This window comes from Bacillus sp. DX3.1 (assembly GCF_030292155.1).
In the GTDB taxonomy this organism is placed as follows: Bacteria; Bacillota; Bacilli; order Bacillales; family Bacillaceae_G; genus Bacillus_A.
In genome coordinates this window covers 86,527-112,534 of sequence record NZ_CP128159.1, presented here as the reverse complement: position 1 = coordinate 112,534, position 26,008 = coordinate 86,527, and the positions used below count along the sequence as shown (strand labels likewise).

Here is a 26,008-nt window from a genome sequence, read left to right as displayed (position 1 = left end):
ACGCTCCTTGTTTGTTTTTTACAGAGTTTAGCTTACTTTAGAAAACTTTGCAACAGAACCTTAAAAAAGATGCTGCACTCACATTCCAAAAAGAATTACTTAGAGCTAAGGCCAAAGGCCCGGTCACCATTTTCATGTCATCCAGTACGGACCCTTATCAACCAATCGAACACAAGGAGAAAATTACGCAGTCTTTACTGGAAATTATGGTGGACAATCCCCCGGACTTCTTGCTTGTTCAAACACGAAGCCCGCTTGTCCGCAGGGACATGAAGATGCTGCAACAGTTGGGAACCAAAGTTCGGGTAAGTATGACAGTAGAGACCGATAGGGAAGATATTCGCAAGCATTTTACGCCCTACGCTCCCCCTATTCCAGCAAGACTTAAAACACTCCAACTGCTTGCTGAATTCGGTATTCCTGCACAGGTTGCCATCGCACCCGTATTACCAAGTAGCGAGGGATTTGCTGAAATATTGCGTCCCTTGGTTAACCGAGTATGTATTGACGATTATTTTATGGGGGACGGCAGCGGTGGTAAACGAACACACAGGATGGGCTTACAAGCGTTATATAGAAATCTAGAAATGGAAGAATGGTATCATCCATCCGTCTATCAATTGGTTTATAAACGAATGCGGCAGTATTTTTCGGAAGATGAACTTTTCATTAGCCAGAAGGGTTTCGAGCCCTAACGTTATAATAGGGGTCACCATACATGCCCATCAACTTAAGGATGGAAACAAAATAAACTTTCGTTCAAATGAACTAAAAAACTCTTAAAATACTTTTTGTCCTTAAAAATGAGCATGCCAAATAAACCTTGGTAGGTATAGTTTCAAAAATTATGCTGCTTTCTTTTGTTTTTCCAATCGATTATACTCATAGACAACACCCAGAATATCAAAGACTGTTTTCTTCTCATATCGATGAGATTTCCGCCCGTTTTTCTGTAGTAGGGTAAACAGGCGAACTAGGATCTTTGTTATTCTTTGGGTGTTTTCTCGTATAGCTTGATACAAAATGTATAAATGATCTTGGATCATTCCAATCGCTTTATATTCACTCAATTCTTTTTGTTTTTTTTGTAGAATTAGTTGCCGCATTTTAAACATTGTAGAGGAACAAAGAAAAATGGCAATCAATTTTCCATAAACATGGCATTCTAATCGTTCTTGTTTGATATCGTGCCAATGGTGGATTTGAAATAATGATTTCCAAGTTTTAAAGATAATCTCAATTTGCCAACGGAGCGTATAATAATCATGTACTTGTTCCATCGGAACAATTTCCCAAGGTGTATTGGTAATATATATGTTAATTCCAGTTAATCGTTTGCTCTTTTCAGAATACGTAATTCCCTTCTTACTCTCGGTATACACTTGCTTTTTTCTACGTTCATGAAGTTGTTTTTCGGTTAAACGATAGATGATAACTCGTGTGAATAATTTTTTATCCCTTCCAATGTAAGCATTTTTCATTTCATAAACTTGCCCTGGTTGTAAGGTATTCATAATGTGTTCTAAATCGACTTTGATGTGTTGAGACTGTTTTTTAACTGTCCCATTTCGAAAGTATTCAGGAAACTCATTTTTGATATATACCATATTGTTTAATTTAAGCCGTGATATATAATACACACCACGTTGGTCCATTTGATCTAAATCTTCCAGTGAATAATAGCCTAAATCTCGAATACAGAGATCCCCTGGCCGCAAAGTCGTTAAACATTCTGTTCCAAAGGTCTTATCATTATTTTTCCCTGGTTCAACTTGAAAATTTAAAAACTGTCCACTATGTAAATCATATTCTAATTGAATCTTTATACCGGCTGTTTGGGCACAACCACCCGATCCAGGATACACGCTAGCTAAATGTTTCGGCACTTGGAAAATCGTTGCATCTAAAATACGAATTCGTTGAAAATAGGTTAATGATGAGCTTGAAATTACTGATGTTTCGCAAACTTTACTTTGCCATAATGCAGAAAAAATATGTTTTAAAAACTTAACAGCTTTTTTATTAAAGCGCTTATTGAGTCCTTCAGGACTCATGAGGATTCCTGTGGCTGCATGTAATTGGCTACATAATCGAACGAGAGAATCGCTCGCTATCCGTTGACTCACCCAAATACAAATTGTAGCTAATTCATTCCCTGAAAACTTTCGTTTTCTTTTCACAAAACCCAATTCTCTCGCGAGTTCTTCCAAAATAGAAGGTGTTAAATGTTGATGAAGCTCTTCAGCAAATAGTTGTAATTCATCTTGAATCGAGAGATTCATAAAAAACGTCATCCTTTCTCAATCAGCTTGTTTAGAAAGAATAACGTTTTTTTACACTTGAAGGTAGTGAAGATTTTTAAGTTGATGGGCATGGGGTCACCATATCAAAAAAAGAAAATTGTACGTTTAGACACATTTTAGACACAAATTAGCCGGTTTCCTGTACGTTAAGGAACCGGCTATCTATTTTACTGCTTTTTGATGGAATTTTTGTCTTGTAATGGTGATAGTTATTGGTTTTGGTTACCTTGTTTCTTTTGGTTGTTAGGCGTAATTTCATCGGCAAACTCCATATTTGCCAAGTTTACTTTGGATGGAATAAATGTTCTTGTTGTATTTTGAAAACCTTGGAACATACGTTGGATAGGTTTCATCATATTTGAATTACGTGTTGCTAATACACCAAAAACTGTTCCTAACCCTAGTAAAGAAGCCCAAATCCATCCTCTATTATTATTCCGTCTATTTCTAAACAATTTAAACATTTGCTGAGTTCTTCTTCCAGAATTGAATAATGACATCAAGAAGTTAAGAATATTCATTTTTTGCCCCCTGTAAAAATAAATTCGGAAAAAGAAACACTAGGTTCAATTCCACATGATTTATGTTGCGATATTTTATAGAAACTTATGATGCCAACTTATACTAATACTTCTTGATTTTTTCACTAAAAATTCTAATATTACCCAAATGTTTTTTGCTGAAATATGCAAAATAGTTTTATGAAAAATTCAAAAAGGAAATGAAAAGTTATGTATTATTGGTTTGGAACTTTATTGATTCAGTATATTCTAAATTCACTCGTTTAACTTATATTCATAATGAAACTCACATGAAAGTGTGAGTAAAAGACAAACAAGATTAGTACTTTTTAATCTCTATTCATATTAAGAGCTAAGATGAAATTTATGTCCATATTATGCAAAAGAAGCTATTCTCTTTGTTATAACATAAAGAATGGTGCTTTTTCTTTATGAGGATAAACCAACCTTAGCTTGATGAGGATGGAGAAGAGCTTCTATAAGTATTATTAATAAAAAATATTGAAATGAAAGTAGTCTTTTAATGTCCATTAAGGCTTAAAGCATAATTTAGTTCCATTGTTACATAGATTCCTCTAAATTCACTCTTTTATTAATTCTTTTTTAATAGTCGGTTATGTAATGTTGAAAGGGTGAGTAACGCAAGAATCGAACCCACTAAGGCAAGTGACATATCCCATTGTGCATCCCATATATCGCCTTGCATACCTAAAAAGCCTTTTGCTGCTTTTCCTCCCTTTGCTATTTTAAAAGCTAACCATTCGATGATTTCGTATAATGCAGCAACAGCAAGCGAAATGCTTATACTAATCGTAACTAACCAAGGGCCTTCGGTTAGTTGCGTTTTCCGTAACAATATTTCTCTTATCACAATTGTAAACAAGCCTTTTATCAAATGTCCAAATCGATCGTAGTGATTTCGATTCAAATCAAAAACATCTTTTATCCAATTAAAAAGAGGAACCTTTGAGTATGTGTAATGACCGCCGACAAACATTATTATGGCTAGTAATGCAATAATGATATAAGAGAGAGTGGTGAGACGAAACTTATTGTACGTTGCAATTATAATGATTAGACCGAGAACGGCTGGAATAGCCTCCGCTGCCCATGTCAAGTATCCTGCAGGCTTAATAACAGACCATATAAAAACTGCGGTAACAACCAATAATAAAAATAGGTGAATCACTGTACTTTTGTTTCTTATCACTTTTTTCACTCCTATTGAAAGGTTTTTTGCTTAAAGTATTTGAAAAAACACAATTTCGTATACAGAATAATTAGGGCTGTTAACCTTAGTTTGCATTTTACAGTAAACTTACAGATATCTAAGTAATTCCAGTTTTTTAATAATTGGATTTGATTCTAATTTGATATACAGGAAAAAAATGCTGAAAAAACTTAAGCATATTCTTTTTTTAAAAGTAGATGATAATAGCATAAATATTTACCTGAAAGGAGCAATAATCACGTGAAGAAAAGAAAATATTTATTTGCTCTTATGTCTACTATTTTATCTGTAGGTTTTTTGTGTGGTTGCAATGGCGTTGATGAAGATGAACCAGATCCAACTGAAGAACCTTCTGAGGAAATTCAAGAAAACAATAATCAATAACAGGATAATGTAAGTATTATCATTAGCATACTGTTAATTCATAAATATAAAACAGCCTAATTGGAGTAGAGCAATATAAAGAGTGATCCAATAGAATAGGACAAGCCAAAAAACACCTCTTATATCGTATTTAATTAGATACGAATATATGGAGGTGTTTTTGTTTATGGGGGCATCTCAAAACTCGTGCAGTTTTTTGTTCTTTGTAACAATTATCATTTTAACCATGCTATTTACCTAAGTATCTTGATTGTACAACAAAAAAATTTTTATATAGAACGCCACACAACTTTCTTCGATTGGAAAAATACACTGATGCATAATTTTCTGAATTTGTATAATATTCCTTGAACATGTCGATAATGGATATGGAATGAAAGGATGATAGGCATGAAGTGGCTTGTAATCGGAATTGGGATTGTTCTATTGCTTATTTTGTTTATATTGTTTTTGAAAATATCCTTGAAAGTTACTTTTTTATATTCAGAAATGGAAAAACAGTGTTTACTACAAGTGAAAATATGGAACATTAAATATACGTTTGATGTGTTAGAAAGAATGGAAAAACAGAAAAAAAAGACTGGACAAAAAATTGAAAAAGCAGAAGAAGAGGGCGGTATTGAAAATAAAGTAATGGCACAGCTCGATAGCATTGGAGAGATAGTAAAAAAGTTGCAAGAGATTCATTCTATAATTAAAAAAAATCTGAAAAAAGTTAAAATCAATCAATGGAGATGGCATTCACAAATTGGAACAGGGGACGCAGCTAGTGGTTCTGTTGCAAAGTTTTCTAAAGTAAGCTAAACTCTGTAAAAAACAAACAAGGAGCGTAACAAATGGGATATTTTAAAGGAAAACAGTTCGAGAAAGATATTATCTTGGTAGCCGTTGGCTACTATTGTCGTTTTTCTTTAAGCTATCGCGATGTGTCTGAAATTCTCAAAGAACGTGGTATTTCTATTCATCCAACAACTATCATGCGCTGGGTTCATGAATATGGAAATCTTATCTATCAAATTTGGAAGAAGAAAAACAAAAACACATTGTTATCTTGGCGTTTGGATGAAACCTATATCAAAATTAAAGGAAAGTGGTGTTATTTATATCGAGCAATTGATAAAGAGGGACAAACACTTGATATTCAACTTCGTCAAAAACGAGACAAACAAGCAGCATATGCTTTTATGAAAAGACTCGCTCGAACTTTTGGAGAACCAACGGTTCTGACGACAGATAAGGCTCCTTCTTTAGCTTCCGCATTCAAAAAATTAAAGGAGATAGGTCTTTACAAAAATACCTTTCATCGTACAATAAAGTACCTCAATAATATCATCGAGCAAGATCATCGACATGTGAAACGTCGATTTTCCCGTTCCTTAGGCTTTCAAAGTCTTCGCCATGCCTCACGTACTATTAAAGGTATAGAAACTGTTCATGCCATATACAAACAAAAGCGAAGTCTTCAACCAAACTTCGTTTTTTCGACGTATAACGCATTACATGAATTATTAATAGTTTCATAAAACTGGTCCGCAATATTCCCCATCTCTTTATGTCTTCGGAAACTTTGCAACAGAACCTTTAATTGTGTTGCATTCAAAAACTGTACATTTAAAATAAATTGTGTTGCGTTAGAGCGGTAAATAGATCTCTTTTACTCTTCTAATGCAACACAAATGATGTTGTGTTGTATTAAAAATATCCTTAACGTGGCAAAACTCATATCATTTTAAGTCGAAATTTGCTTAACGTGGGTTTTTTCCGATTTGCGGTCTGTACCCCTACAAGAACTGATTGAAAAAAGTAAAGTAACAGGAATGGAAGTTGAAACAGTCATCGCTGACACGGCTTATTCAGGGAAAAACAATTTACTTTATACAAAAGAACAAAGCATTCAACTGATTTCTAAGTTAAATCCAATGATTACTCAAAATGGGCGAGCAAACGGAAAAGAATTTGACTTTAATAAAGATGCAGGTTTATTTGTATGTCCAGCAGGACATTTAGCAAAAAGAAAAAGTAAAAAACCAGATTCACATCCAGGAGCAAGTGCAAGAATGGTTTATTTTTTTGACGTTGAAAAATGTAAGGTCTGTCCACTCCGAGAAGGATGTTTTAAAGAAAGTGCAAAAAATAAAACCTATTCTGTCGCCATTAAATCAGAGGAACATTTAGACCAACAAGCTTTTCAAGAAACAGAAGAATTTAAACGCTTAGCTCGAGAACGCTATAAAATCGAAGCGAAAAATAGTGAGTTAAAAAATAAACACGGGTACGATCAAGCATCGGCTGCGGGTTTATTTGGCATGCAAATTCAGGGAGCAACGACGATATTCGCTGTCAATCTAAAAAGAATCATGAAGCTTCTGAATGAAAAAGAGTAATAAATAGACAAAAAAATAGGGCGTTTCCTGTTCAAAATTGAACAAGAAGCGCCCTATTTTTCTCTATAATGAATTTATTTATAAAAAACGCAAGTTTTTCAGTGACTTCGTACATTACCGAATTCATGCCCAACAAGCCGCCTAACGAAATAACTTGTCTAACTTTATGGGGTCACTTCATTTCTGGGATTCTTTTTCTTGTTTAAAGTTTGCTCACACAAATGATCTGTATATCAACTAACTATCAGTTGATATACAGATCATTTGTATAATAATTTTAAAAAATAAGTGCAGAGAATTATATTACATGAATGCTTTTATAAGTGTTGTTACTAATGGAAATACTCCACCTAAGAATGTTAAAACTGCCATTGCGATTGCCATAATCATTTCCTCCTTTTTAATATTAAGATGTTATGAATCTTTATACTCTCATTATAGTAAGCACATGTATTAATATCAATATATTTTAATATGAAATATTACATCTTAAAATCATGTTTTATACTGTTATAATAGAATAGATAAATTCTACAGCATTTTTCGATGAACTAAACAGCTAATGAACATGAAATTTCTCGTAAATGGGGTAGTGACACATGCCCATCAAGCTAAGGTCTTGAAGTACCCCCTAAACGAAATTTTTACTTTTCTACAGTTATTTATGTGAATTCAACTCGTTTTTTTCGTTTTGGGGGGTGATTGATTTCTTAGGTTGATGGCGATGTATGGTGACCCCTATTTGCGTATTAGGTAATGGTATGTAGAATACTATGTTATTATTTTGCAAACATTTTTAAATTAATCATTTAAAATGTTTAATTTATATAAATCCATTTTAACTTTTCAACATATAAGTCGCTGCTATGCAGAACAAAACATGACATGCTCTTGCTTTCTCCTTTTGATGTGGTGGGAAAAAGTCATGACCGTTTCTATACGCGGCCAGATACTCCCCTTCAAAATTATATATAGGTATAATTTTTACGTGTATGAAATAAGAGAGGGGGGATAAGTAAATTTAAGAAGTAGTCATAGTAAGAGGAATATTTATTGAGTTAACGTAATAAAAGGATATAAAGTGATAGTGAGGAAATCAGCGTTTCGTATGAACGTTAGAATGGATTTAAATGAAAGGACTGATTTATATGAGTAGAAGAAAGAATCATAGATTACAAAAACCAATGAAAGTACTTATGACATCTGCTGTTTTGACAACGACATTATTTACATCTATGACTGTAAATAGTTTGAACATTCATGCTGAAACTACACAAACCCAGGCGCAATATGAAGAGAGGAAGTTTGAACTTCCAAGTACAGGACATTATATGGGTGAAGCAGAAAGAGAAAGAAGAAGTCAGCAACGAAACTATGTGCCAACAGGAATTTATGTAAAACCGAATGAACAAGTCACAATTGAAGTATCGGGACTATCAGGATTAGAAAAGCTTGGAGCAACTATTGGGACAAATGAATATGATAAAGAAGGGGGAAAAGCATTTCGTCTTTCTCCTGGTTCTAACACCATCTCCTCTCCAAACGGTGGTTTATTAGGACTTGATAACTCTGAAGGGAAAGGAACTGTTAAGGTGAAAGTAACACAAGGCGGGAGCCCTGTTCCATTCTTTGAATTAGGGAAGCATACGAAAGAAGACTGGATTGCTATGATGGACAAGTATCCAGATGCGCATGCCGTTCAATTAAAGTCAAAGAAAGCAGTACTTACCGTTACTCAGGAAAGTGCCAAGAAATATATTGTGGATCAAGATCCTGTTCCCCTATTAAAAAAATATGATGAAATGATTCTAGCGCAAGACAAAATATCGGGACTATCTGAAACAAGTTCTAATCCGTTACATCGTTCAACTCGCCGCCTTTGGGCTTTTGTAGAGAACCCTAACAACCCACCGGGCATGTACATGTATGCAGGTCGGGATGGAGTCGTATTTACTACTGCTTATGACGCAATTAAAAGTGCTTTAAATATAAATGAATTTGGATGGGGACAAATGCATGAAGCAGGACACACAAGGCAACAATACCCTTGGACGTGGGCTTCGAATGGAATGACTGAAGTCACTGTTAATATATATTCTTTAGCTGCACAAAAACAATTATTCCCGAATCAACCAACACGTTTAGAAAAAGAGGGGGATTACGATAGAGCCTTTAAATACTTAAAACAAACAGATAAAGAGTATAAAAATATTGATGACTTGTTTGTGAAACTTGTTATGTTTTGGCAACTTCATTTAGCATATGGGGAAGATTTTTATCCGAATCTTCACAAACTATATCGAGAGTTACCAAAGGATAAACTTCCAGAAACTGATGAAGATGAAATACAAGCATTTATTTACAATACATCGAAGGTAGCGAAACAAAATTTACTTCCATTTTTTGATCAATGGGGACTAAAAGCATCACAAGAAACAAGAAAAAAAGTAGAAGCTTTGAACTATCCAACATTAACTGCCCCTATATGGGAAGCGACGGATGCGAAACCTGTTAAACCAATTGCCGCGTATGGTCCAAGAAAATAATGAAAGCAAGTGTGTGATCTAGCTAGTAATGCAATCGATGACAATCCAAATACAATTTGGCATAGCTAATGGAGCACATCATATAATTCCTTATAAACAAGGGAGATTACGTAAGTACATAGAGAAATATGGTATAGATGGGAATTTAGCCAGCATTTTTCTAAATCATTGACAGTTATACATGCGCGTGTGCCGGTTGGCAGGATTGTGCAGATTAGAAGATCTGTGAATCAGTGATACCTATATATCTTTTTTAGAAAAAGGTATTATGATAATTTTATTCTATTATTCACTACTGATTATTTGGAAAAGGGGCTACTTCGGGTTAAACTGTAGGGTAGCCTCCATTGCTATCAAGCTAACAAAACAAAATTCCCCTAAAATGAAAAAATACGCTATTCTTTCTGTAGAATCATAGGAAAGGATGGCGTTTTTGTATGTCAATTTCTGTATCTGATGAATTACAACTATTTGCTCAAGAAATCCAAAGCTTTTTATCCCCTAATATCTTACGAAATCTTGCTAGAGATGTTGGCTTTGTACAACGAACAAGTAAGTACCAAGCCAAAGATTTATGGTTCTGGTGCAAAAACTTTAATATACGTGTAAGTAATCTCTAACACTTGGACATACTGATCCTATTACTCTAGAAAAGGTGTGATCGGTATGGCAAAGGAACATGTATTCAAGTGGAAACATTATCAGCCTGATGTTATCTTATTAACGGTAAGATGGTACCTACGGTACAACCTCAGTTTTCGTGATTTAGTCGAAATGATGGAGGAACGGGGCTTATCCATTGCTCATACAACGATTATGCGTTGGGTTCACCAATATGGTCCTGAGTTAGATAAGAGAGTTCGTCGTCATCTTAAGAAAACGAATGATTCTTGGCGAGTAGACGAGACGTATATTAAGGTCAAAGGAAAGTGGATGTATTTATATCGTGCAGTTGATTCAGAAGGAAACACCATTGATTTCTACCTAAGCAAAACAAGAAATCACAAGGCTGCAAAGCGTTTCTTCAAGAAAGCTTTGCAGTCTTTTCATGTTTCACAGCCTCGTGTGATAACCATCGATAAGAATCCCGCCTATCCTATAGCAATTGAAGAGTTGAAGAATGAAAAAAAGATGCCTGTAGGCATCCAAATAAGGCGAGTGAAATATCTCAATAACATCGTGGAACAAGATCATCGATTTATTAAAAAGCGAGTGCGTTCGATGTTAGGATTCAAGTCATTTCGTACAGCCACTTACATACTGAGTGGCATAGAAGCGATGCATATGATGAAAAAGAAGCAACTTCATCAAGGGGTAAAGTCTGCCCAAAATCAAAAAGATTTCATTGATAAATTGTTTGGTATCGCATCATAATCTGTAATTTAGTAGGAAATTCAGGTCCTACTTTTTTTATAATTTATTTTTGCACCAGAACCTTTATTATCACATTGAAATTGTAAATGAACTATCTAATTACCTTACATAAAGATGACACTTTTGTAAGATTTCATAAGTGAAAAAAATGAAAGTAAGTTTTATATGGTAGTTTAAATTGGTGAATTTATTTAAAAATTAACAGTTCATTGAGAAGGTTCTGTTGCAAAGTTTCCGAAGACATAAAGAGATGGGGAATATTGCGGACCATTTTTATGAAACTATTAATAATTCATGTAATGCGTTATACGTCGAAAAAACGAAGTTTGGTTGAAGACTTCGCTTTTGTTTGTATATGGCATGAACAGTTTCTATACCTTTAATAGTACGTGAGGCATGGCGAAGACTTTGAAAGCCTAAGGAACGGGAAAATCGACGTTTCACATGTCGATGATCTTGCTCGATGATATTATTGAGGTACTTTATTGTACGATGAAAGGTATTTTTGTAAAGACCTATCTCCTTTAATTTTTTGAATGCGGAAGCTAAAGAAGGAGCCTTATCTGTCGTCAGAACCGTTGGTTCTCCAAAAGTTCGAGCGAGTCTTTTCATAAAAGCATATGCTGCTTGTTTGTCTCGTTTTTGACGAAGTTGAATATCAAGTGTTTGTCCCTCTTTATCAATTGCTCGATATAAATAACACCACTTTCCTTTAATTTTGATATAGGTTTCATCCAAACGCCAAGATAACAATGTGTTTTTGTTTTTCTTCTTCCAAATTTGATAGATAAGATTTCCATATTCATGAACCCAGCGCATGATAGTTGTTGGATGAATAGAAATACCACGTTCTTTGAGAATTTCAGACACATCGCGATAGCTTAAAGAAAAACGACAATAGTAGCCAACGGCTACCAAGATAATATCTTTCTCGAACTGTTTTCCTTTAAAATATCCCATTTGTTACGCTCCTTGTTTGTTTTTTACAGAGTTTAGCTTACTTTAGAAAACTTTGCAACAGAACCTAAATTTAAATATACAAACCATGGATGAAATGGTATCATACGAATCACCCCCTTTACTACCATATAATATACTTATTTTCTCGTTGAATTTTAAGTCCGAAAACAATTGGAAGCATTAATATTAGTAGGTAATGGATATTTCGAATGAAAAGATTCATATGTAATAATTTACTTTTAATCAAAAAAAGAAAAACACTCCTCAGAGTGCTTTTCTTTTTAATAAATATCATCTATACTGTTTACTAGGAGTTGAGTTTAGAGTATATTCTCCTAGGTTTAATAAAGTTTTTATTTAACAAACCGCAAAATTGGCTGATTTTGTGGTTTGTTTTTATCCACGATAAAATTTAACATGGCTACCATTACGATCGAACCAACCTCTAAACGCCCAGTTAATCCATCCGCCATCACCTTGATTCGTAAATTCCCCATCTTCAAATACCCAAATTCCAAAAGTGATTCCATCATATACCGTTGTGCCGAAGAATTTAACACCGTTAAAATGATCATCATAGTTTTGATTTAAATTAAAAACCATAACATTATAGCGTTGACCTGCAGCATAAAATGCTGATTCCATTACGCCTTTTACAAATCCTGAACGATTAGTTTGAGTATTGATAGAATCTCTAATCATATTAGCAATACCCAATACGTCTACATTTACACTTAAATTTGCACTAGCTTTCGCTTCTTTTGGTAATTGAGATTCAACAAAATTAATAGGTAATTCAGTAGATAGGTTAGTAGGAACATTTGTTGTAGAAGGAGAGATCTCGGCCGCACTTGCATCTGTTGGTGCAAACGCTCCTAATCCTCCTAAACCGATAGCTCCAGCTAAAGCAATGTTCGTCAACTTTTTCATTTTTTTCATTTAAAAAACCTCCTTTATATTTTTATAAGATATTACCCTTACATTCCAAAGTATATATTTCTATACAGAGGAGGTAAACAATTTAATTAGAGATACATTTAATTGTTAAAAGTCGAAAAAGAATAAATATACACAAATAATATATTTTATGTATATTTGAAACTAGATGTAAGGTGAATATACATTTATAGGAATAAAAAATTATTAACTGAATATTTTGTTAAAAAATGAAAAACTTTTGTTGATTTTAATATCTTGGATATCCATTATTACTCAATAGAATCCACTTTAAATTTATTTTAAAAACATGAAATGTAAATTTAAAACTATTTCTCTTTATCATGGGGTCTATGTAGTAATGGAACTTTTTTACGCAACAAGCATTAGCGGACATTCATTTTGGGGGTTATTTCGTATATTAGTGGGCATAAAAGGACGTTTTTTAACGATGTGATGTCCACTAATAGTACTTATAGGACATTCCACATGAGATATGTCTTTGAATATTTTCTAAAAATGGCTTGTGAAATTAAAAATCACCACATCTTAACATGAAAAAGCGGCATTTTTATTGCTTATAATGTCCGCTAATGCTTATTGCGTGATTCGGTTCCATTACTACACAGACCCCATATACAGATCATTTGTATAATAATTTTAAAAAATAAGTGCAGAGAATTATATTACATGAATGTTTTTATAAGTGTTGTTACTAATGGAAGTACTCCACCTAAGAATGTTAAAACTGCTGTTGCAATCGCCATAATCATTTCCTCCTTTTTAATATTAAGATATTATGGATCTTTATACTCTTATAATAGTAAGCGCTTATAATATTATTAATACATTTCGATATGTAATATTGAATATAAATAATTTATATATTTAATTAAAAAGATTCACTATAAAGCTAATGAACATGCGGGTTTTCTTTTTTGTTTGTTAGTTTCATCTGCAAATACATCAGACCTTTGAAAGACTTTTGTAACATTTATGAAAGAAAATTGAAAGATATATATAATAAGATAAATATATCGAAAGTGATTTTATTTTAGTACGAAGTAACAAGTATAGGCAATGTACGGTATAATTTCATCTTTTGAATCCCCCTTATATAATGACATAGAATATGTATTCTATGTCATTATTCGTGTAATTAAAAAATTTTAGATTCCTATATTCTCAATGAACTGTTAATTTTTAAATAAATTCACCAATTTAAACTACCATATAAAACTTACTTTCATTTTTTTCACTTATGAAATCTTACAAAAGTGTCATCTTTATGTAAGGTAATTAGATAGTTCATTTACAATTTCAATGTGATAATAAATGTATAAGAAATAATAAATTTTTAGATATTATAGGAGAGTGCTAGTAATGATTGTAACAACAACTAATACTATTCAGGGTAAAGAAATTATTGAGTATGTAGACATCGTAAACGGTGAAGCAATTATGGGTGCAAATATCGTACGTGATATCTTCGCTTCTGTTCGTGACGTTGTCGGTGGCCGTTCTGGTGCATATGAAAGTAAATTGAAAGAAGCACGTGATATTGCAATGGAAGAAATGAAAGTTCTTGCGAAGCAAAAAGGTGCAAATGCAATTGTCGGTATTGATGTAGACTACGAAGTCGTTCGTGATGGAATGTTAATGGTGGCTGTAAGCGGTACAGCGGTACGTGTGTAACAATACATAAAAAAGGAAGAGAATTATAAAAATTCTCTTCCTTTTTTATGTGTTCATAGATTTAGTGATACAGAAAAAGGGGTACGGAAACGATTCGAAGAATAACCCACCACAACCGAAAATTTTTCCAATTTAGGCGGGTGTTTTTTCTTATATTTTATCTTGTAGTTTTCTATATAAAGCGGATCTTGAAACATTGGTAATTTCACAAATTTGTTTTACTGTCATATTTCCTTCCTCATAAAGTTTAAGGGCATAATGCATTCCAGCATGTTTTTCATGGTACTTTTTAACCCGTCCTTGATACATTCCGCATCTAATTTAAATTAGATGCTTTTTTGTTTTGTCGAAAATATATGAGGTACCATCAACAAACGTTAAAATGTTGATGGTACCTCATATAGGGCGGATTAGCATTTTTCTTAGTCCCCTTTATAGGGTGTTTTTTATAAACTGGACTGTAATTTAAGATTCTTTTTCATACCTCTTTCGGACGGGAACACCAATTGACCATTTGTAATCAATAAAAAACGCTCCATTTGTGGAATTAGTACATGTATGATTTTTATACCATTGGAAAACTCTTTGACTGGAGAATAATAGATAGAAAAATGTTGTTGGTGCAATCGTTCTTGCATTTCTTCGATGTAAAGTATTAAATTACGTTCTGAAAATCTCGGAAAATCCTCAAACGAAACATAAGTTGCTGGAAATTGATTAAATACGGAACACATATTCATTTCTGCACAAGCATAATGACGAGGATACGGCTGTAATTGATTCAAAAAATGCTCTCGATGTGCTAGCTCATCACCAATATTTGCAGAAGCGATATGATTCACTTGAACCAATTCTGTAATACTTCGCAAGATAGCATATTCAGGGTATAAAGATGTACCGAGCCCAAATATACCAGTATGCTTTTTATTTTTTGTAACAGCTAATATAGTTGGAATTGCAACTTCCGTTGTTATATTCAATAGTATAATTTCCTCTTGTAACTCCTCTTCTGCATGTACAATCGTTTCTTTTAGGGATGATGGAAGTGTATTTGGATGAATTATATTTAATGTATGATCTGGCATATCATAGTAGAAATGCCGAAGTAGGAATAAAGAAAAGGCATCCCTTTCAATGACTTCATTCGTTGCATGAATAATCGCTTCATGTAAAGTGGAACCAATAGCTGTTCCACTATTAGAACTGTATCGTTGTACTTTCTGATACTGATAAGTATCCGTTTCAATTGGATGTTGCATATAATGTGGATTGGCAATAAAAAATGGATACCATACATGTTGTTGTGTATTATTCAAAGCATAGTATTTTTTACAAAGTAATTGTTGATCTGGTTCTTCTACTATCAATTGCATAACACGCTCTCCGTTAAATATCGGGTTCTTCGCAATATGATGAGAAGAAAAATAATCACACTCTTTCATTGGCATGTTCTCCAGAGTATAATGCTCTAAGGCCTCAAACAATGCGCCTAATTCATTGTACTTCCCTTTTCCTACGCCGAATGATTCAATCTGTTGATTTAAATTAAATAATTCCACGTATGTGGTTTGTATTTTATCTCCAAAAGCTCTTTTTTTCACCGAAAAACTTAATTCTTTGAACGTATCCATAATACGTTGATGCGCAATTTCTTCTAAGGTTTCTCTTTCCCAAGAATATAGCATTCTAATAACCTCCAGTTAAATAAAATAAAGTAAATGAATACAATCTTTCATGGATTTATGTATAGATAAAGAGGACATCATAAGACTGTCCTCTTTATCTTCTTTATTTTTTTTCTTGTAGTTTCTGTAATTCTTTTGTTTCAGACACTGTTAATTTAGGTTCATGATTTTCACTTGTTACTATAATCCAACGTCCCATTATGAACTCCTCCTTCATTATATAATCATGTGGTACATCCAAATTATAGAGGGAAAATATTGGAAAAACAACCTATTTTTATGAAAATTCTAATTTCTCAATAAATTAAATTTCTATAATTACACTTTTGAGTGTAATTATAATTTTTATGTATTTAGTGATAAGGAGAACTCCCAATATTTCCATATAAGTGTACCTTTACGAACGAAAAAAACTCCTTCCACGATTGGTGAAAGGAGTTGCCATATTTTGAAAGGGTATTTTCATTTTAATATATAAGGTAAAAAACTTGTATTGATAAAGTATACCTTTTGGAACAAAAATTTTCTCAAGGCGAAATATCGATTTTTCAGGATAATTATTGCATCTTGATATTAAAAATCAATAATGAATAATATATAATACAACTAATCCCCTTTCCCAATTGTACGAGAAGCTTTCACCATTCGGGATTCAGAATTTTCTTTCACAAACTATTAAAATGAAAAATTTTCAAGAAACACAATTCGACGCTGAGAATACTTTTTATAGGAGGTTTTATGATGAATAAAAAAATATACTTAAGTATATTTTGTTCTTTAGCTGCGTTAACGAGTAGTAATACGATAGCATATGCTGAAAACGTTACTAAACCTTTTTCGGTACAAACAAATCAAAATCCATCAAATTTTTTAGCGACTTTACAATTTGATGGAACAGATTGGTTCGATTCCGGAGAACAAAATTTCCCGCAAGCTTTTAAGTTTCAATCTTATGATGAAAATATTGAGCACAACAAGGAAAATCTAATCAGATTTAAAATTGGAGAATCAATATTTGGAACCGGTTCAACAGGATGGGAAAATAGAGGTCCAAATGATCAAAGACCTGCTGTATACTTTCATAGTGTTACAAAAGGTGAATATGAAGTATATGAGTATTGGTTATATTATGCAGACAATGATTGGATTAATGATCATGAACATGATTGGGAAAAGTATTTTGTGTATTTAAAAAATGGAGAACCCACACATTTACTCATATCTAATCATAATAGCTATAAAATAAAGCCTTGGTCAGATATCCCTAAAGATAATGGTCATCCTCTTATTGGAGTAGATGGCGGTTCACATGCAATGAAATGGCAATCAGAAGATGGTGTGCAGATTCGTTATAATGGAGAAATTTCCAAAAATAATGGACGTTTAGATGAAGGGAATAATTCTATTCAGCCATGGATTATCTATAGTAATGATACTTTAAAAGGTGTAATACCATATTTGAATCAACCAGATATTTTCTATTATGGTGATCCAGAATATAAATTGAATCCTAATGAATATGGTGATCCTAGAGATGCTCCTTGGAAGAGATCTGAATGGAATAACCCTCCACTTCCATAAAGAATATAATCTTCTTTATAAGAACAGTATGTTTTATAAATGTTTTAACTTCATAAAAGTATAGTAGAATCAAAGTAATAGACTTCTATTCTGATGTTATGATGATTTTATAAAAATAAACCTCTTTACAAGAGGTTTATTTTTATAAAGTGATTCATATTCTAGATTTAATGTATTGCGTAAACATTAACAGTAAAGTTTCCATTCGCTCCGGATGGATTTGAGATATAAAAAGATCTGTGTGTTTTAACATCTGTAGAATTCCCGCTATAAATATTGTTCCAAATAACTGGGTCTTTACCAGCAGAAACATCTCTCATAACATTAAAACGAATCCCGTCTGATGCACCAGCAATAACCCATTTTAATGCATATGTGTTCTCTGGTAAATTTTGAATACTGAAATTTCCACTTGAACGATTTTTTTGTCCGCCCATTGGAGTTGGTGAGGAAGTGACTGAAGCTACTAATGTTTCTGATGCTATTAATGATTTTCCTTGAGTGTTGTAGTTTGTTTGAATAACAGAGGCTGGATTCGCTGTATTAATTGTATCTGTAGAACTTACCTTTCCGCTAGTTGTTTGAGCACCAGCCATTGTTGTACCCCCTGATAAAATTGCTAAAGAACATAATGTGCTTACAAGTATTTTTTTCTTCATTGTAAAACCTCCATTTTTTTCATTTTCTTCTAATTGCATGTGCCTACAGGCTTGATAAATCCAATAATATTGCACAAGTTACTAAACCTGTAGAGCGCATATCAATGACACGTTTCAACATTATTACTCCTTAATAAAAATAACTTGCAAGTTAATCATACAGTTATATAGAACAAATTGTAATATATGTAAAAATTTATCAACATATAGGATATATTATAATAATAAAATATATGTATTTCCGGTTCTGGTGCAAATATATGAAGAAGAACGCGGATAATAGTAGATTCCTAGTGAAATCGTATTTTATGCTATAAGTCCAAACACTTGGTGGATAAACTCTTTCTGATTTTGGACAGACTGATTCCGTAAATCAATCTGTTACTTTTTTATCATATGCATGGCTTCAACACCATTCAATATAGAGGTTGCTGTTTTAAATGACTTGAACCCTAACATAGAGCGCACACGTTTCTTAATAAAACGATGATCTTGTTCCACTATATTATTGAGATATCTAACTTGCCTTAGTTGTATGCCTTCAGGCATATATTTCTCTTCTTTCAACTGTTGAGAGCACAAATTTTCATTTAGGTAGTAATTCAAACCCTAAGCTTGATGGCAATGTATAGTGAATCCTATTAATAATAAAAAGCCTTGCGTGATTTTTCGCAAAGCTTTTTTAATTACATGTATTATAATAATAATTTTCGTATTTCTTCCGTAGTTAGACCTGTGAATTTTGCAATGTCTTCTAATGGCATACCATTCTTATGCATACCACGGATTAATTGGATTTTTCCTTGCTCAATTCCTTCTTCTCTTCCTTTTTGGACCCCTTTTTCTAAACCTTCCTCTAATCCTTCTTCACGAGCGTGTGCCAACTTAGCTTGCTCATCTAGAAGTAACTTCTCACGAGCTTCATAAGCTGTTCGGAATGAGGAGTCATGGCTCATATTTTCCCATTTATTCATTGCCTTTTGTAAAATTGGATCTTGATTCATCGCAATCTCCTCCAATGTTTGAGTTAAATGTTCATCTTCATGTGCTGGTAGTAATAACATCCAACGAACAAATGCATTTTCCCATGGATTTACTTTTTCTTCATGCCATTGTTTGACCAATTTTGGAATTTCTACAAAATGAATTTCAATATCATCACTTAGTATCTGTTGCTTTTTGGGATTCCATAATTGTCCTATGGTGTGAAATGAATCATCCTGGGAGAATAATATAAAATCTAATAAGTTAATGGTAATTGTTTTCCGAAGTGAACGATACGGCATCCCTTCTTGCATTTGGGATGTATAGAGTTTACTCCAGTAATATAAAGATCGCTTCACCATATCGTGTGTATTGCGAAGCTGTATCTCGATATTCACTTGCGTTCCGTTGTCTAATGTTGCTAATAAATCTAAAATGGATAACTTATCATCTTCATAAGCCTTATGAAGATGTGGGTCTTCCAATTGTAGAGATGTAATAGGTGCCTCTAAAGATTCCTCTAAAATAGCATTCAAGAAACCAGTTAAGATCTCTTCGTTCCCTTTCGTTCCGAATAACTGTTTAAAAGCAAAATCAATTCGTAAATTTACTAATTTTGTGGACATGGGTTTCCTCTCCCTGTCTTTCTTTTCTTCTTATTATTTTATAAGATAACTTGTTATATAAGCAAATGTTTACCTTACCATTGTAGCTCCAATTCATCACAGTACACATCTAATTCAGTAAAACAGTTTTGTAAATCCGCTTCAAAATCAATTTCATGAATTATGCTGTCTACCTTTTTTTCTAAATCTGAAATTGTGGTGTAAGGAACATAGAATATGTACTCTCCCGAATGTTGTTCCATATTGTATTGTGATATGAGAAAGGATTCGATATTCCTTCGAACTTTCCCCTTTCCTCGTACAAATTTATTATTATTTTCTACACGTAACAACATACGGATAGTTGCTGTTTTTTCTTCTGTTTCCTCATTCTTTTGTACTTGTTTGTTTTCTCGTATGTATCGGTAGAGCGTAGCTTGACTAATACCTGTCATGTTTACAATTTCTTGTATGCTATATTGCTCTGATTTATATAAGTTTAATGCCTTTTGAATATAGGTATCTTTAACACGAGGACGCCCACCAACTCTTCCTCTGGCTCTTGCGCTTACAAGACCTTCTTGTGTTCGTTGGGCGATCAAGTCTCTTTCAAATTGGCTAAATGCCTGAAATACTGTTAACATCAATTTCCCTTGAGGTGTATTGGTATCAAATTGTTCTTTGATACTAATTAGCTTAACTCCCTTATTCTCAAAAAAATCAACAAGTTCAATTAAATCTTTGGTACTTCTGCCTAATCTAGAAAAGCTTTCTACTACTAACGTGTCACCAGGTCTAATTTTATCTTTCAATCGAATAAGTTCTGGACGATCACTTTTCGTACCTGTCATTTTTTCAGTCAAAATTTCAGTACAGTTATAATTTTGAAGCATATCTATTTGACGAATTAAATCTTGTTGTTGGGTACTTACCCGTGCATAACCATAAATGTATGAATTCATAAAATCACCTACCCTTTACATGATAATTTTATCATAAAGGGTGGTTAAAGTTAATTTGATTTTGACAATAGTTTTGATAACGAAGTTAAGCGATTTATACGATCAAAATTTTGGCTTTTTTCGCATTATCAAAAACCATCGTTTTTGAGATTAGTGATATCGCTTAGAGTATTAAATTCAACGTTTTTTTATGTCGAATTTTGCTTAGCGTATATTTTCGTGAAAATGTGGGCGGTACTCCTTCCTAAAATATTAATATTGTCTTGGTCTATTGAAGAGGGATACGGAAACATTCAATATTCAAATAAAAGGATATTTATGTTAAAAAATAGAATTTTTACCTTTGGTGGGTAATTTAAACTAAGGGGTATAAATTCGATGCGAAGAGAAAAGGTTTTGTTAAAGCAATGGAAGGCGGATTTACAAGCTGTTCAAGAAGAGAAGCGGTTGAAGAAGAAGACTAAGAAAAAGAATAAGAAATATAGCATTCCTGGCAATACAGCTGACTTTATGAATGGCAAGAACACTTATCGTAAAGAGAATGGGGTATGGAAACAAAGAAATAAATAATGTGAGGATAAATGGGGCACGGCAAGAATTCCTTCTTTTTTGAGCCACTCACTAGAGGACAGTTATATAATTATGTTTTTACATTTAATGGAGATGGAATTATTGAAGGCCTATTAGGGAGAACACGCACATTTTAACAAATGTGGACGGGACCCCATGCCCATCAACTTAAGAATTCAGAATTACCCCAAAACGAAAAAACGAGCTTTTTTGTTACAAATTAGCACAAAATTTCGTTCTGGGGGGCTATAAAATTTTAGCTTGATAGCGATGTTACCGTGGGCCTTAGATACATTTTTCAACCGCTTCCTGTACGTTAAGGGATTGGTTGTTTTTTATAATGAAATTCTAAATATCTAATGATAATAGATGAAAAAGACGATCAATAGTTGGGGTACGGAAATGATTCGAATTTACATTCTTTCTCAATACATATTATGGATAAATAAAGTAAAATATGGGCTGAGGGTATGTCTCATGTTGTGTTAATCCTAACAATAACTAAGGATACATAATATGCTTTCATACCCTTAAATAATTTTGTTATAGAAGGGATGGAGATTTAAATGGCTCAAATTGTTGATATTGATAGATACCTTTGTACTGGGGCTTTAATCTATATGAGTGAGGGCCTTTTCCCTAAGCCTAGGAGGTAAGGAACAGTAAACAGCCACCTATACAATATGAATAGAGGAGAGGAATGCCTTATGAAAATACGTAGTCAAATTACATTTGCAAGTCTGGCCCTTTTAATAGCTGGAAGTTCTCTGTTATACACAACACCAATCTCAATTGTAAAAGCAGAGCCCACTCAAAATGTATCTAGTTCGTCACACACAAGCACTCAACGAGATCGTAATTCCGTCAAGCAAGCAATGCGGGATACATTGCAACTTGGATACCCGGGGATACTTGCTAAAACTTCTGAGGGTGGAAAAACGTGGGGTTATGCCGCTGGGATAGCGGATCTGAGAACCAAGAAACCAATGAAAACAGATTTTCGCTTTCGCATTGGCAGTGTGACGAAGACGTTCACCGCAACAGTTGTACTTCAATTAGCTGGAGAGAACCGCCTGAATCTAGACGACTCCATCGAAAAATGGTTGCCTGGTGCCATTCAAGGAAATGGATATGATGGTAACCAGATTACTATCCGGCAGATATTGAACCATACAAGTGGTATCGCTGAATACTCAAGGTCAAAAGACGCTGATTTTACGGATACAAAAAAATCGTATACGGCTGAAGAGTTAGTGAAGATGGGGATTTCTCTGCCCCCAGACTTTGCCCCAGGAAAGGGCTGGTCTTATTCAAACACAGGATACGTATTACTGGGTATTCTTATTGAAAAAGTAACCAGAAACAGCTATGCGGAAGAGATTGAAAATCGGATTATTGAACCACTTGAATTGTCGAATACATTCCTACCTGGCAATTCAAGCGTTATTCCAGGCACCAACCATGCCCGTGGATATGTCCAACCAGACGGAGCAAGTGAGCTAAAAGACGTTACTTATTATAACCCAAGTGCAGGTAGCTCTGCTGGAGATATGATTTCTACTGCTGACGACGTAAACAAATTCTTCTCTTACTTGCTCGGTGGCAAATTACTGAAAGAACAACAACTAAAACAAATGCTTACTACAGTTCCTACAGGAAGAGAAGGAATCGATGGATATGGTCTTGGAATCTATGAAACTAAGCTTCCGAACGGTGTCTCGATATGGGGACACACAGGTGGCATTCTAGGGTTTACTACTCTTGTTGGAGGTACACTTGGAGGCAAGCATACGTTGGTCGTCAATTGGAACAGTTTGGGTAGAGCTGACAGTCCTAATCCTTTTAAAAATATTTTACTTGCTGAATTTAGCAAGTAGGCAAAAAGGAAAAACGGAAAAAAACGGATAAATTTTGTCATAGTTTTTATAATTAAAAATAAATTTGGGGCTTTTTGGAATTGGGGTACAGCCGCATGCCCATCAACTTAAGAAATTGGTAGTTCCCCAAAACGAAGAAAATGAGAACCACATATAGGGAAGTAAAAAGACTTTATTTAAGCAAAATCGGTAAATGGTTTCGAAAAATAGAAAGCACATGGGACGTACAAACATCCAATAATGAAGACAAAAAAACATTAGAAGAAAAACTTGAAAAGAAGAACCCTTAAAATTAAGGTTCTTCTTTTCATTTCATTTTAGAAGGATATTTCCAATCACGATTTCCTTTAGAAACAGTCGAAGAGGTTTCACTTTGTTTAGTTAGGCTTTGTTTCTCTATGTTTTCCAGAGATTTTTGCATCTGTTCCATTTGTTCTTTTACTTCTTTTATTTCAAACTTCATTTCCATAAGTAACCGTAAAATAGCATCTCCTTTATTCATTGCAACATACTCCCTTCATTTTTCTCTTATTGCTTTTCTATTAACTGAATTTGAAAAATATCTGATTCCTTTATACCTAGAACTCTCATTTCATCTTTAAAAGTTCGCCAGGACGCAACTTTAATGGATTTTGTACTTTTATCCTTTAATGTGTACACTCTTATGTACTGTATTTCCTGTTTCTCATTTCTTTCCACGTTGTCTTCCTCCGTTATTTTTGATTGATGTAATCACAATATCTTTTTAACGAAAGTTTAGATTTAAAGCCTACTTGTTTTATAATTTCTTCCTCTGAAACATGATGCTCAATAAGTCTTAAAATGAACGTGTTCCGTAAGTGTTGCGCTGAGATCCCTTTACGTAAATTTGCTCGAGCAACTTCAAGTCGAATCATCTTTTGAACAGCAATCTCTGTTAGGGCTTTCGGTGCATCGTTTTCATATGACCAACGATAAGTATTCCGAGTAAAATCGAAGGCTACGAATAAGGGATCATTACTATGATATTTAGGACGAACAGGTTCAGGAATGATTTTATAATAGTTAAACAATCGTTTTTTATCATCATCAGTTAAAAGGATTGTTCTTTCTATACCCACTATTTTTGGTACTGAGATTGTATTGTTTTCAAAATGAACGTGCTTCATCTGTAAACTTACAAGTTCCTGTAAGGATAATCCATTATTGATGAGTAAATGTACAATAGAAATGTTGCGATCCATAAGTACTGGACGAACAGAACGTTGTTTTTCCGTTAATTCTTCTAATGAAGTTAAAATATACTTTAACCTTTTTTCTTCCTCTTTTGAGATAAAGTCTCCATCACGTGACGCACGATTGGGTTGAATACTAAATTGCATCTCTTCTAACGGATTTGGCAGTTGTAAATACTGATACATTCTATTTAAGACAATATAGATACGATGCATTGTTTTATCAGAGTACTGTCGTTGCTGTTTTAAATCATAGAAATACGCTTCATAATCCTTTGTACCAAGCGTCGTCCATATATTGCGTGTAGGGAGTTTTTTAGATTTTTGCAACCAATGACCAAAATCTTCAAGATCATAGACGTATCGTTTAATTGTGGAAGGTTTTCGACCTTTATTCAATAAAAATGAAGAAAAATTTTGTATTGTATCTTGAAATTCTTTTGTTGGCATACCCTTATCATCCTAATTTTTTCTTTTAGTATATCAAATTTTAATACATACATTAGAAGTGTCGATTTAGTGTATTCCCATTTTCTCAATATACAATATAGATAAATATGGTAAAATGGTAAGTGGATGGGAGTCCAGCACTCATATTATTAAAAGTAAAGTGGTTCAAGTCGAAGAAAGGCACTCTAATGAGTGCCTTTCTTTTTTAATGTAAACAGTTTACATTCACTTAAATGGGCACGGCAACGATTACTGCTTTTTGGGGCCACTCGCCATTTTAAGTTAATAGAACTGTAATTCCGTTAACCTTTTTAGATGAATTTGACAAGGTTTGTTTACAGAACACCTGTAAACAGTGATGAAAATAAGGGAATTGTATCATAATCTGGAATTGAACAGATTGTGTAGGTTCTCTATGTCTCTATTAAATGATTTTTGCACCAGAACCCAATAATAAAAATCGTAGGAATTAATAAGTCCTACGATTTTTATTATTAAAACTGGCTAATTATTAATTGCAATTTAAAACTTCATTAATCTGGACAAGCATCCAAAACATCATGAAAAAGGGCATACTCTACAGTTACTTGAGGACCAAAAAAGGACACATCTTTTTGAAATTGAATTTCTTCAATAACCTCATTTATTTCAGCATAAGAAAGAGACATGTACCCCTCTAGTAATAAGGTTTTATTTATGACTTGTTCTAATTTTTGTTGTTGAATAGTATAGGGCTGTCCATCATATCCATTCAGTACTGGCATAAGTAGGTTTTCATCAGGACTTTCAATCTCAAATTCATGTTGCAAGTAAAAAATAGGTAGTAATTTAGATATTAGTAATGTACTACTATATCTCATTGTAAATCCGCCTTTTTTAAATGCTCGAAATTCAAATATGAATTTTGTAGATGGCCATATATCTTCACTATTCAAATCTGTAATATCTATTTCATTTTTATTTAAATACACATTTAATTCTGATGGCAATTGCAATATTTCTCCACACTTTAATAAATAATTTTCTACATCTTTTTTTTCATAGTACTTTTGTATTGTACTTTTTAACAATTCATTCATATATGACT

The 26,008-nt window shown here is 33.4% G+C and carries 21 protein-coding genes and 6 pseudogenes; 13 read left to right on the top strand and 14 right to left on the bottom strand.

Annotation, left to right across the window (positions count from 1 at the left end; translation table 11 throughout):
- Window positions 1–47: 47 nt before the first annotated feature.
- On the top strand, window positions 48–695 hold the full coding sequence (locus QRE67_RS26625; RefSeq protein WP_286125431.1) for an SPL family radical SAM protein: 648 nt from the start codon (window positions 48–50) through the stop codon (window positions 693–695).
- A 150-nt stretch (window positions 696–845) separates the two neighbouring features.
- Here QRE67_RS26625 and QRE67_RS26620 read toward each other — a convergent pair whose 3' ends face one another.
- The 3 genes from QRE67_RS26620 to QRE67_RS26610 all read right to left on the bottom strand — a co-directional run bounded on the left by QRE67_RS26620 (window position 846) and on the right by QRE67_RS26610 (window position 4,034).
- Window positions 846–2,282 (bottom strand): IS4 family transposase, encoded by a 1,437-nt coding sequence (locus QRE67_RS26620; RefSeq protein ID WP_286125407.1) that lies wholly within the window; start codon window positions 2,280–2,282, stop codon window positions 846–848.
- Window positions 2,283–2,512: 230 nt separating this feature from the next.
- Window positions 2,513–2,824 (bottom strand): hypothetical protein, encoded by a 312-nt coding sequence (locus QRE67_RS26615; RefSeq protein ID WP_286125430.1) that lies wholly within the window; start codon window positions 2,822–2,824, stop codon window positions 2,513–2,515.
- Window positions 2,825–3,416: 592 nt separating this feature from the next.
- Window positions 3,417–4,034 (bottom strand): DUF2238 domain-containing protein, encoded by a 618-nt coding sequence (locus tag QRE67_RS26610; protein ID WP_286125429.1) that lies wholly within the window; start codon window positions 4,032–4,034, stop codon window positions 3,417–3,419.
- 261 nt (window positions 4,035–4,295) lie between these two features.
- Between QRE67_RS26610 and QRE67_RS26605 the strand changes: the two genes are divergently transcribed.
- From QRE67_RS26605 to QRE67_RS26575, 7 genes and pseudogenes are all read left to right on the top strand, one after another.
- A complete protein-coding gene (locus QRE67_RS26605; RefSeq protein WP_286125428.1) occupies window positions 4,296–4,439 on the top strand; it encodes a hypothetical protein in 144 nt (47 codons plus the stop codon).
- Between the two features lie 381 nt (window positions 4,440–4,820).
- A pseudogene (locus QRE67_RS26600) lies at window positions 4,821–5,219 on the top strand (DUF2953 domain-containing protein); the annotation flags it as partial.
- A 56-nt stretch (window positions 5,220–5,275) separates the two neighbouring features.
- Window positions 5,276–5,962, top strand: a complete 687-nt coding sequence (locus QRE67_RS26595; protein ID WP_098929416.1) for an IS6 family transposase — start codon at window positions 5,276–5,278, stop codon at window positions 5,960–5,962.
- A 258-nt stretch (window positions 5,963–6,220) separates the two neighbouring features.
- Window positions 6,221–6,823, top strand: a pseudogene (locus tag QRE67_RS26590) (transposase); the annotation flags it as partial.
- Window positions 6,824–7,971: 1,148 nt separating this feature from the next.
- Window positions 7,972–9,369, top strand: coding sequence for a M60 family metallopeptidase (locus QRE67_RS26585; protein ID WP_286125427.1), 1,398 nt, complete (start codon window positions 7,972–7,974; stop codon window positions 9,367–9,369).
- Window positions 9,370–9,806: 437 nt separating this feature from the next.
- A pseudogene (locus QRE67_RS26580) lies at window positions 9,807–9,956 on the top strand (IS4 family transposase); the annotation flags it as partial.
- Between the two features lie 79 nt (window positions 9,957–10,035).
- Window positions 10,036–10,743 carry an IS6 family transposase gene (locus QRE67_RS26575; RefSeq protein ID WP_286125542.1) on the top strand — a complete coding sequence of 236 codons (708 nt, stop codon included), beginning with the start codon at window positions 10,036–10,038 and terminating at the stop codon, window positions 10,741–10,743.
- 273 nt (window positions 10,744–11,016) lie between these two features.
- Here QRE67_RS26575 and QRE67_RS26570 read toward each other — a convergent pair whose 3' ends face one another.
- Both QRE67_RS26570 and QRE67_RS26565 read right to left on the bottom strand, forming a co-directional pair.
- Window positions 11,017–11,703 carry an IS6 family transposase gene (locus QRE67_RS26570; protein ID WP_098929416.1) on the bottom strand — a complete coding sequence of 229 codons (687 nt, stop codon included), beginning with the start codon at window positions 11,701–11,703 and terminating at the stop codon, window positions 11,017–11,019.
- Window positions 11,704–12,099: 396 nt separating this feature from the next.
- On the bottom strand, window positions 12,100–12,642 hold the full coding sequence (locus tag QRE67_RS26565) for a stress protein (RefSeq protein WP_286125565.1): 543 nt from the start codon (window positions 12,640–12,642) through the stop codon (window positions 12,100–12,102).
- Between the two features lie 1,380 nt (window positions 12,643–14,022).
- On the opposite strand from QRE67_RS26565, the gene QRE67_RS26560 reads away from it, so the two are divergent.
- On the top strand, window positions 14,023–14,334 hold the full coding sequence (locus tag QRE67_RS26560) for a heavy metal-binding domain-containing protein (protein ID WP_286125543.1): 312 nt from the start codon (window positions 14,023–14,025) through the stop codon (window positions 14,332–14,334).
- 150 nt (window positions 14,335–14,484) lie between these two features.
- Here QRE67_RS26560 and QRE67_RS26555 read toward each other — a convergent pair.
- A pseudogene (locus QRE67_RS26555) lies at window positions 14,485–14,646 on the bottom strand (helix-turn-helix domain-containing protein); the annotation flags it as partial.
- A gap of 134 nt (window positions 14,647–14,780) precedes the next feature.
- Entirely contained in the window at window positions 14,781–16,019 is a 1,239-nt protein-coding gene (locus tag QRE67_RS26550; protein WP_286125544.1) for a YcaO-like family protein, read from the bottom strand.
- Window positions 16,020–16,757: 738 nt separating this feature from the next.
- Here QRE67_RS26550 and QRE67_RS26545 point away from each other — a divergent pair.
- A complete protein-coding gene (locus tag QRE67_RS26545; RefSeq protein WP_286125564.1) occupies window positions 16,758–17,600 on the top strand; it encodes an NPP1 family protein in 843 nt (280 codons plus the stop codon).
- 167 nt (window positions 17,601–17,767) lie between these two features.
- Here QRE67_RS26545 and QRE67_RS26540 read toward each other — a convergent pair whose 3' ends face one another.
- The 4 genes and pseudogenes from QRE67_RS26540 to QRE67_RS26525 all read right to left on the bottom strand — a co-directional run bounded on the left by QRE67_RS26540 (window position 17,768) and on the right by QRE67_RS26525 (window position 20,810).
- Complete coding sequence (locus QRE67_RS26540; protein WP_286125563.1) at window positions 17,768–18,259, bottom strand: hypothetical protein; 492 nt, start codon at window positions 18,257–18,259, stop codon at window positions 17,768–17,770.
- A gap of 306 nt (window positions 18,260–18,565) precedes the next feature.
- Window positions 18,566–18,832, bottom strand: a pseudogene (locus QRE67_RS26535) (DDE-type integrase/transposase/recombinase); the annotation flags it as partial.
- Window positions 18,833–18,954: 122 nt separating this feature from the next.
- Window positions 18,955–19,869 (bottom strand): Rpn family recombination-promoting nuclease/putative transposase, encoded by a 915-nt coding sequence (locus QRE67_RS26530; RefSeq protein WP_286125562.1) that lies wholly within the window; start codon window positions 19,867–19,869, stop codon window positions 18,955–18,957.
- A 74-nt stretch (window positions 19,870–19,943) separates the two neighbouring features.
- Window positions 19,944–20,810: a recombinase family protein gene (locus QRE67_RS26525; protein WP_286125561.1), complete on the bottom strand. Its 867-nt coding sequence runs from the start codon at window positions 20,808–20,810 to the stop codon at window positions 19,944–19,946.
- A gap of 378 nt (window positions 20,811–21,188) precedes the next feature.
- Here QRE67_RS26525 and QRE67_RS26520 point away from each other — a divergent pair, with 378 nt between their 5' ends.
- The 3 genes and pseudogenes from QRE67_RS26520 to QRE67_RS28970 form a co-directional block, all read left to right on the top strand.
- Window positions 21,189–21,380: a hypothetical protein gene (locus QRE67_RS26520; protein WP_286125537.1), complete on the top strand. Its 192-nt coding sequence runs from the start codon at window positions 21,189–21,191 to the stop codon at window positions 21,378–21,380.
- Window positions 21,381–22,087: 707 nt separating this feature from the next.
- A complete protein-coding gene (locus QRE67_RS26515; protein ID WP_286125560.1) occupies window positions 22,088–23,257 on the top strand; it encodes a serine hydrolase domain-containing protein in 1,170 nt (389 codons plus the stop codon).
- A 158-nt stretch (window positions 23,258–23,415) separates the two neighbouring features.
- Window positions 23,416–23,547 (top strand): annotated as a pseudogene (locus QRE67_RS28970) (transposase); the annotation flags it as partial.
- A 17-nt stretch (window positions 23,548–23,564) separates the two neighbouring features.
- Here QRE67_RS28970 and QRE67_RS26510 read toward each other — a convergent pair.
- The 3 genes from QRE67_RS26510 to QRE67_RS26500 all read right to left on the bottom strand — a co-directional run bounded on the left by QRE67_RS26510 (window position 23,565) and on the right by QRE67_RS26500 (window position 26,000).
- On the bottom strand, window positions 23,565–23,759 hold the full coding sequence (locus QRE67_RS26510; protein ID WP_003205237.1) for a hypothetical protein: 195 nt from the start codon (window positions 23,757–23,759) through the stop codon (window positions 23,565–23,567).
- A 211-nt stretch (window positions 23,760–23,970) separates the two neighbouring features.
- Window positions 23,971–24,921, bottom strand: coding sequence for a tyrosine-type recombinase/integrase (locus tag QRE67_RS26505; RefSeq protein ID WP_286125559.1), 951 nt, complete (start codon window positions 24,919–24,921; stop codon window positions 23,971–23,973).
- A 533-nt stretch (window positions 24,922–25,454) separates the two neighbouring features.
- Window positions 25,455–26,000 carry a hypothetical protein gene (locus QRE67_RS26500; protein WP_286125558.1) on the bottom strand — a complete coding sequence of 182 codons (546 nt, stop codon included), beginning with the start codon at window positions 25,998–26,000 and terminating at the stop codon, window positions 25,455–25,457.
- Between the last annotated feature and the right edge of the window lie 8 nt (window positions 26,001–26,008).

Excerpts from the sequence above, each read along its gene's own strand:
- QRE67_RS26545 (WP_286125564.1), top strand. The coding sequence starts at position 16,758 with ATGATGAATAAAAAAATATACTTAAGTATATTTTGTTCTTTAGCTGCG.
- QRE67_RS26530 (WP_286125562.1), bottom strand. The coding sequence starts at position 19,869 with ATGTCCACAAAATTAGTAAATTTACGAATTGATTTTGCTTTTAAACAG.
- QRE67_RS26570 (WP_098929416.1), bottom strand. The coding sequence starts at position 11,703 with ATGGGATATTTTAAAGGAAAACAGTTCGAGAAAGATATTATCTTGGTA.
- QRE67_RS26575 (WP_286125542.1), top strand. The coding sequence starts at position 10,036 with ATGGCAAAGGAACATGTATTCAAGTGGAAACATTATCAGCCTGATGTT.
- QRE67_RS26520 (WP_286125537.1), top strand. The coding sequence starts at position 21,189 with ATGCGAAGAGAAAAGGTTTTGTTAAAGCAATGGAAGGCGGATTTACAA.
- QRE67_RS26515 (WP_286125560.1), top strand. The coding sequence starts at position 22,088 with ATGAAAATACGTAGTCAAATTACATTTGCAAGTCTGGCCCTTTTAATA.
- QRE67_RS26595 (WP_098929416.1), top strand. The coding sequence starts at position 5,276 with ATGGGATATTTTAAAGGAAAACAGTTCGAGAAAGATATTATCTTGGTA.
- QRE67_RS26510 (WP_003205237.1), bottom strand. The coding sequence starts at position 23,759 with ATGAATAAAGGAGATGCTATTTTACGGTTACTTATGGAAATGAAGTTT.
- QRE67_RS26505 (WP_286125559.1), bottom strand. The coding sequence starts at position 24,921 with ATGCCAACAAAAGAATTTCAAGATACAATACAAAATTTTTCTTCATTT.
- QRE67_RS26620 (WP_286125407.1), bottom strand. The coding sequence starts at position 2,282 with ATGAATCTCTCGATTCAAGATGAATTACAACTATTTGCTGAAGAGCTT.
- QRE67_RS26560 (WP_286125543.1), top strand. The coding sequence starts at position 14,023 with ATGATTGTAACAACAACTAATACTATTCAGGGTAAAGAAATTATTGAG.
- QRE67_RS26565 (WP_286125565.1), bottom strand. The coding sequence starts at position 12,642 with ATGAAAAAAATGAAAAAGTTGACGAACATTGCTTTAGCTGGAGCTATC.
- QRE67_RS26540 (WP_286125563.1), bottom strand. The coding sequence starts at position 18,259 with ATGAAGAAAAAAATACTTGTAAGCACATTATGTTCTTTAGCAATTTTA.
- QRE67_RS26585 (WP_286125427.1), top strand. The coding sequence starts at position 7,972 with ATGAGTAGAAGAAAGAATCATAGATTACAAAAACCAATGAAAGTACTT.
- QRE67_RS26550 (WP_286125544.1), bottom strand. The coding sequence starts at position 16,019 with ATGCTATATTCTTGGGAAAGAGAAACCTTAGAAGAAATTGCGCATCAA.
- QRE67_RS26525 (WP_286125561.1), bottom strand. The coding sequence starts at position 20,810 with ATGAATTCATACATTTATGGTTATGCACGGGTAAGTACCCAACAACAA.
- QRE67_RS26615 (WP_286125430.1), bottom strand. The coding sequence starts at position 2,824 with ATGAATATTCTTAACTTCTTGATGTCATTATTCAATTCTGGAAGAAGA.
- QRE67_RS26500 (WP_286125558.1), bottom strand. The coding sequence starts at position 26,000 with ATGAATGAATTGTTAAAAAGTACAATACAAAAGTACTATGAAAAAAAA.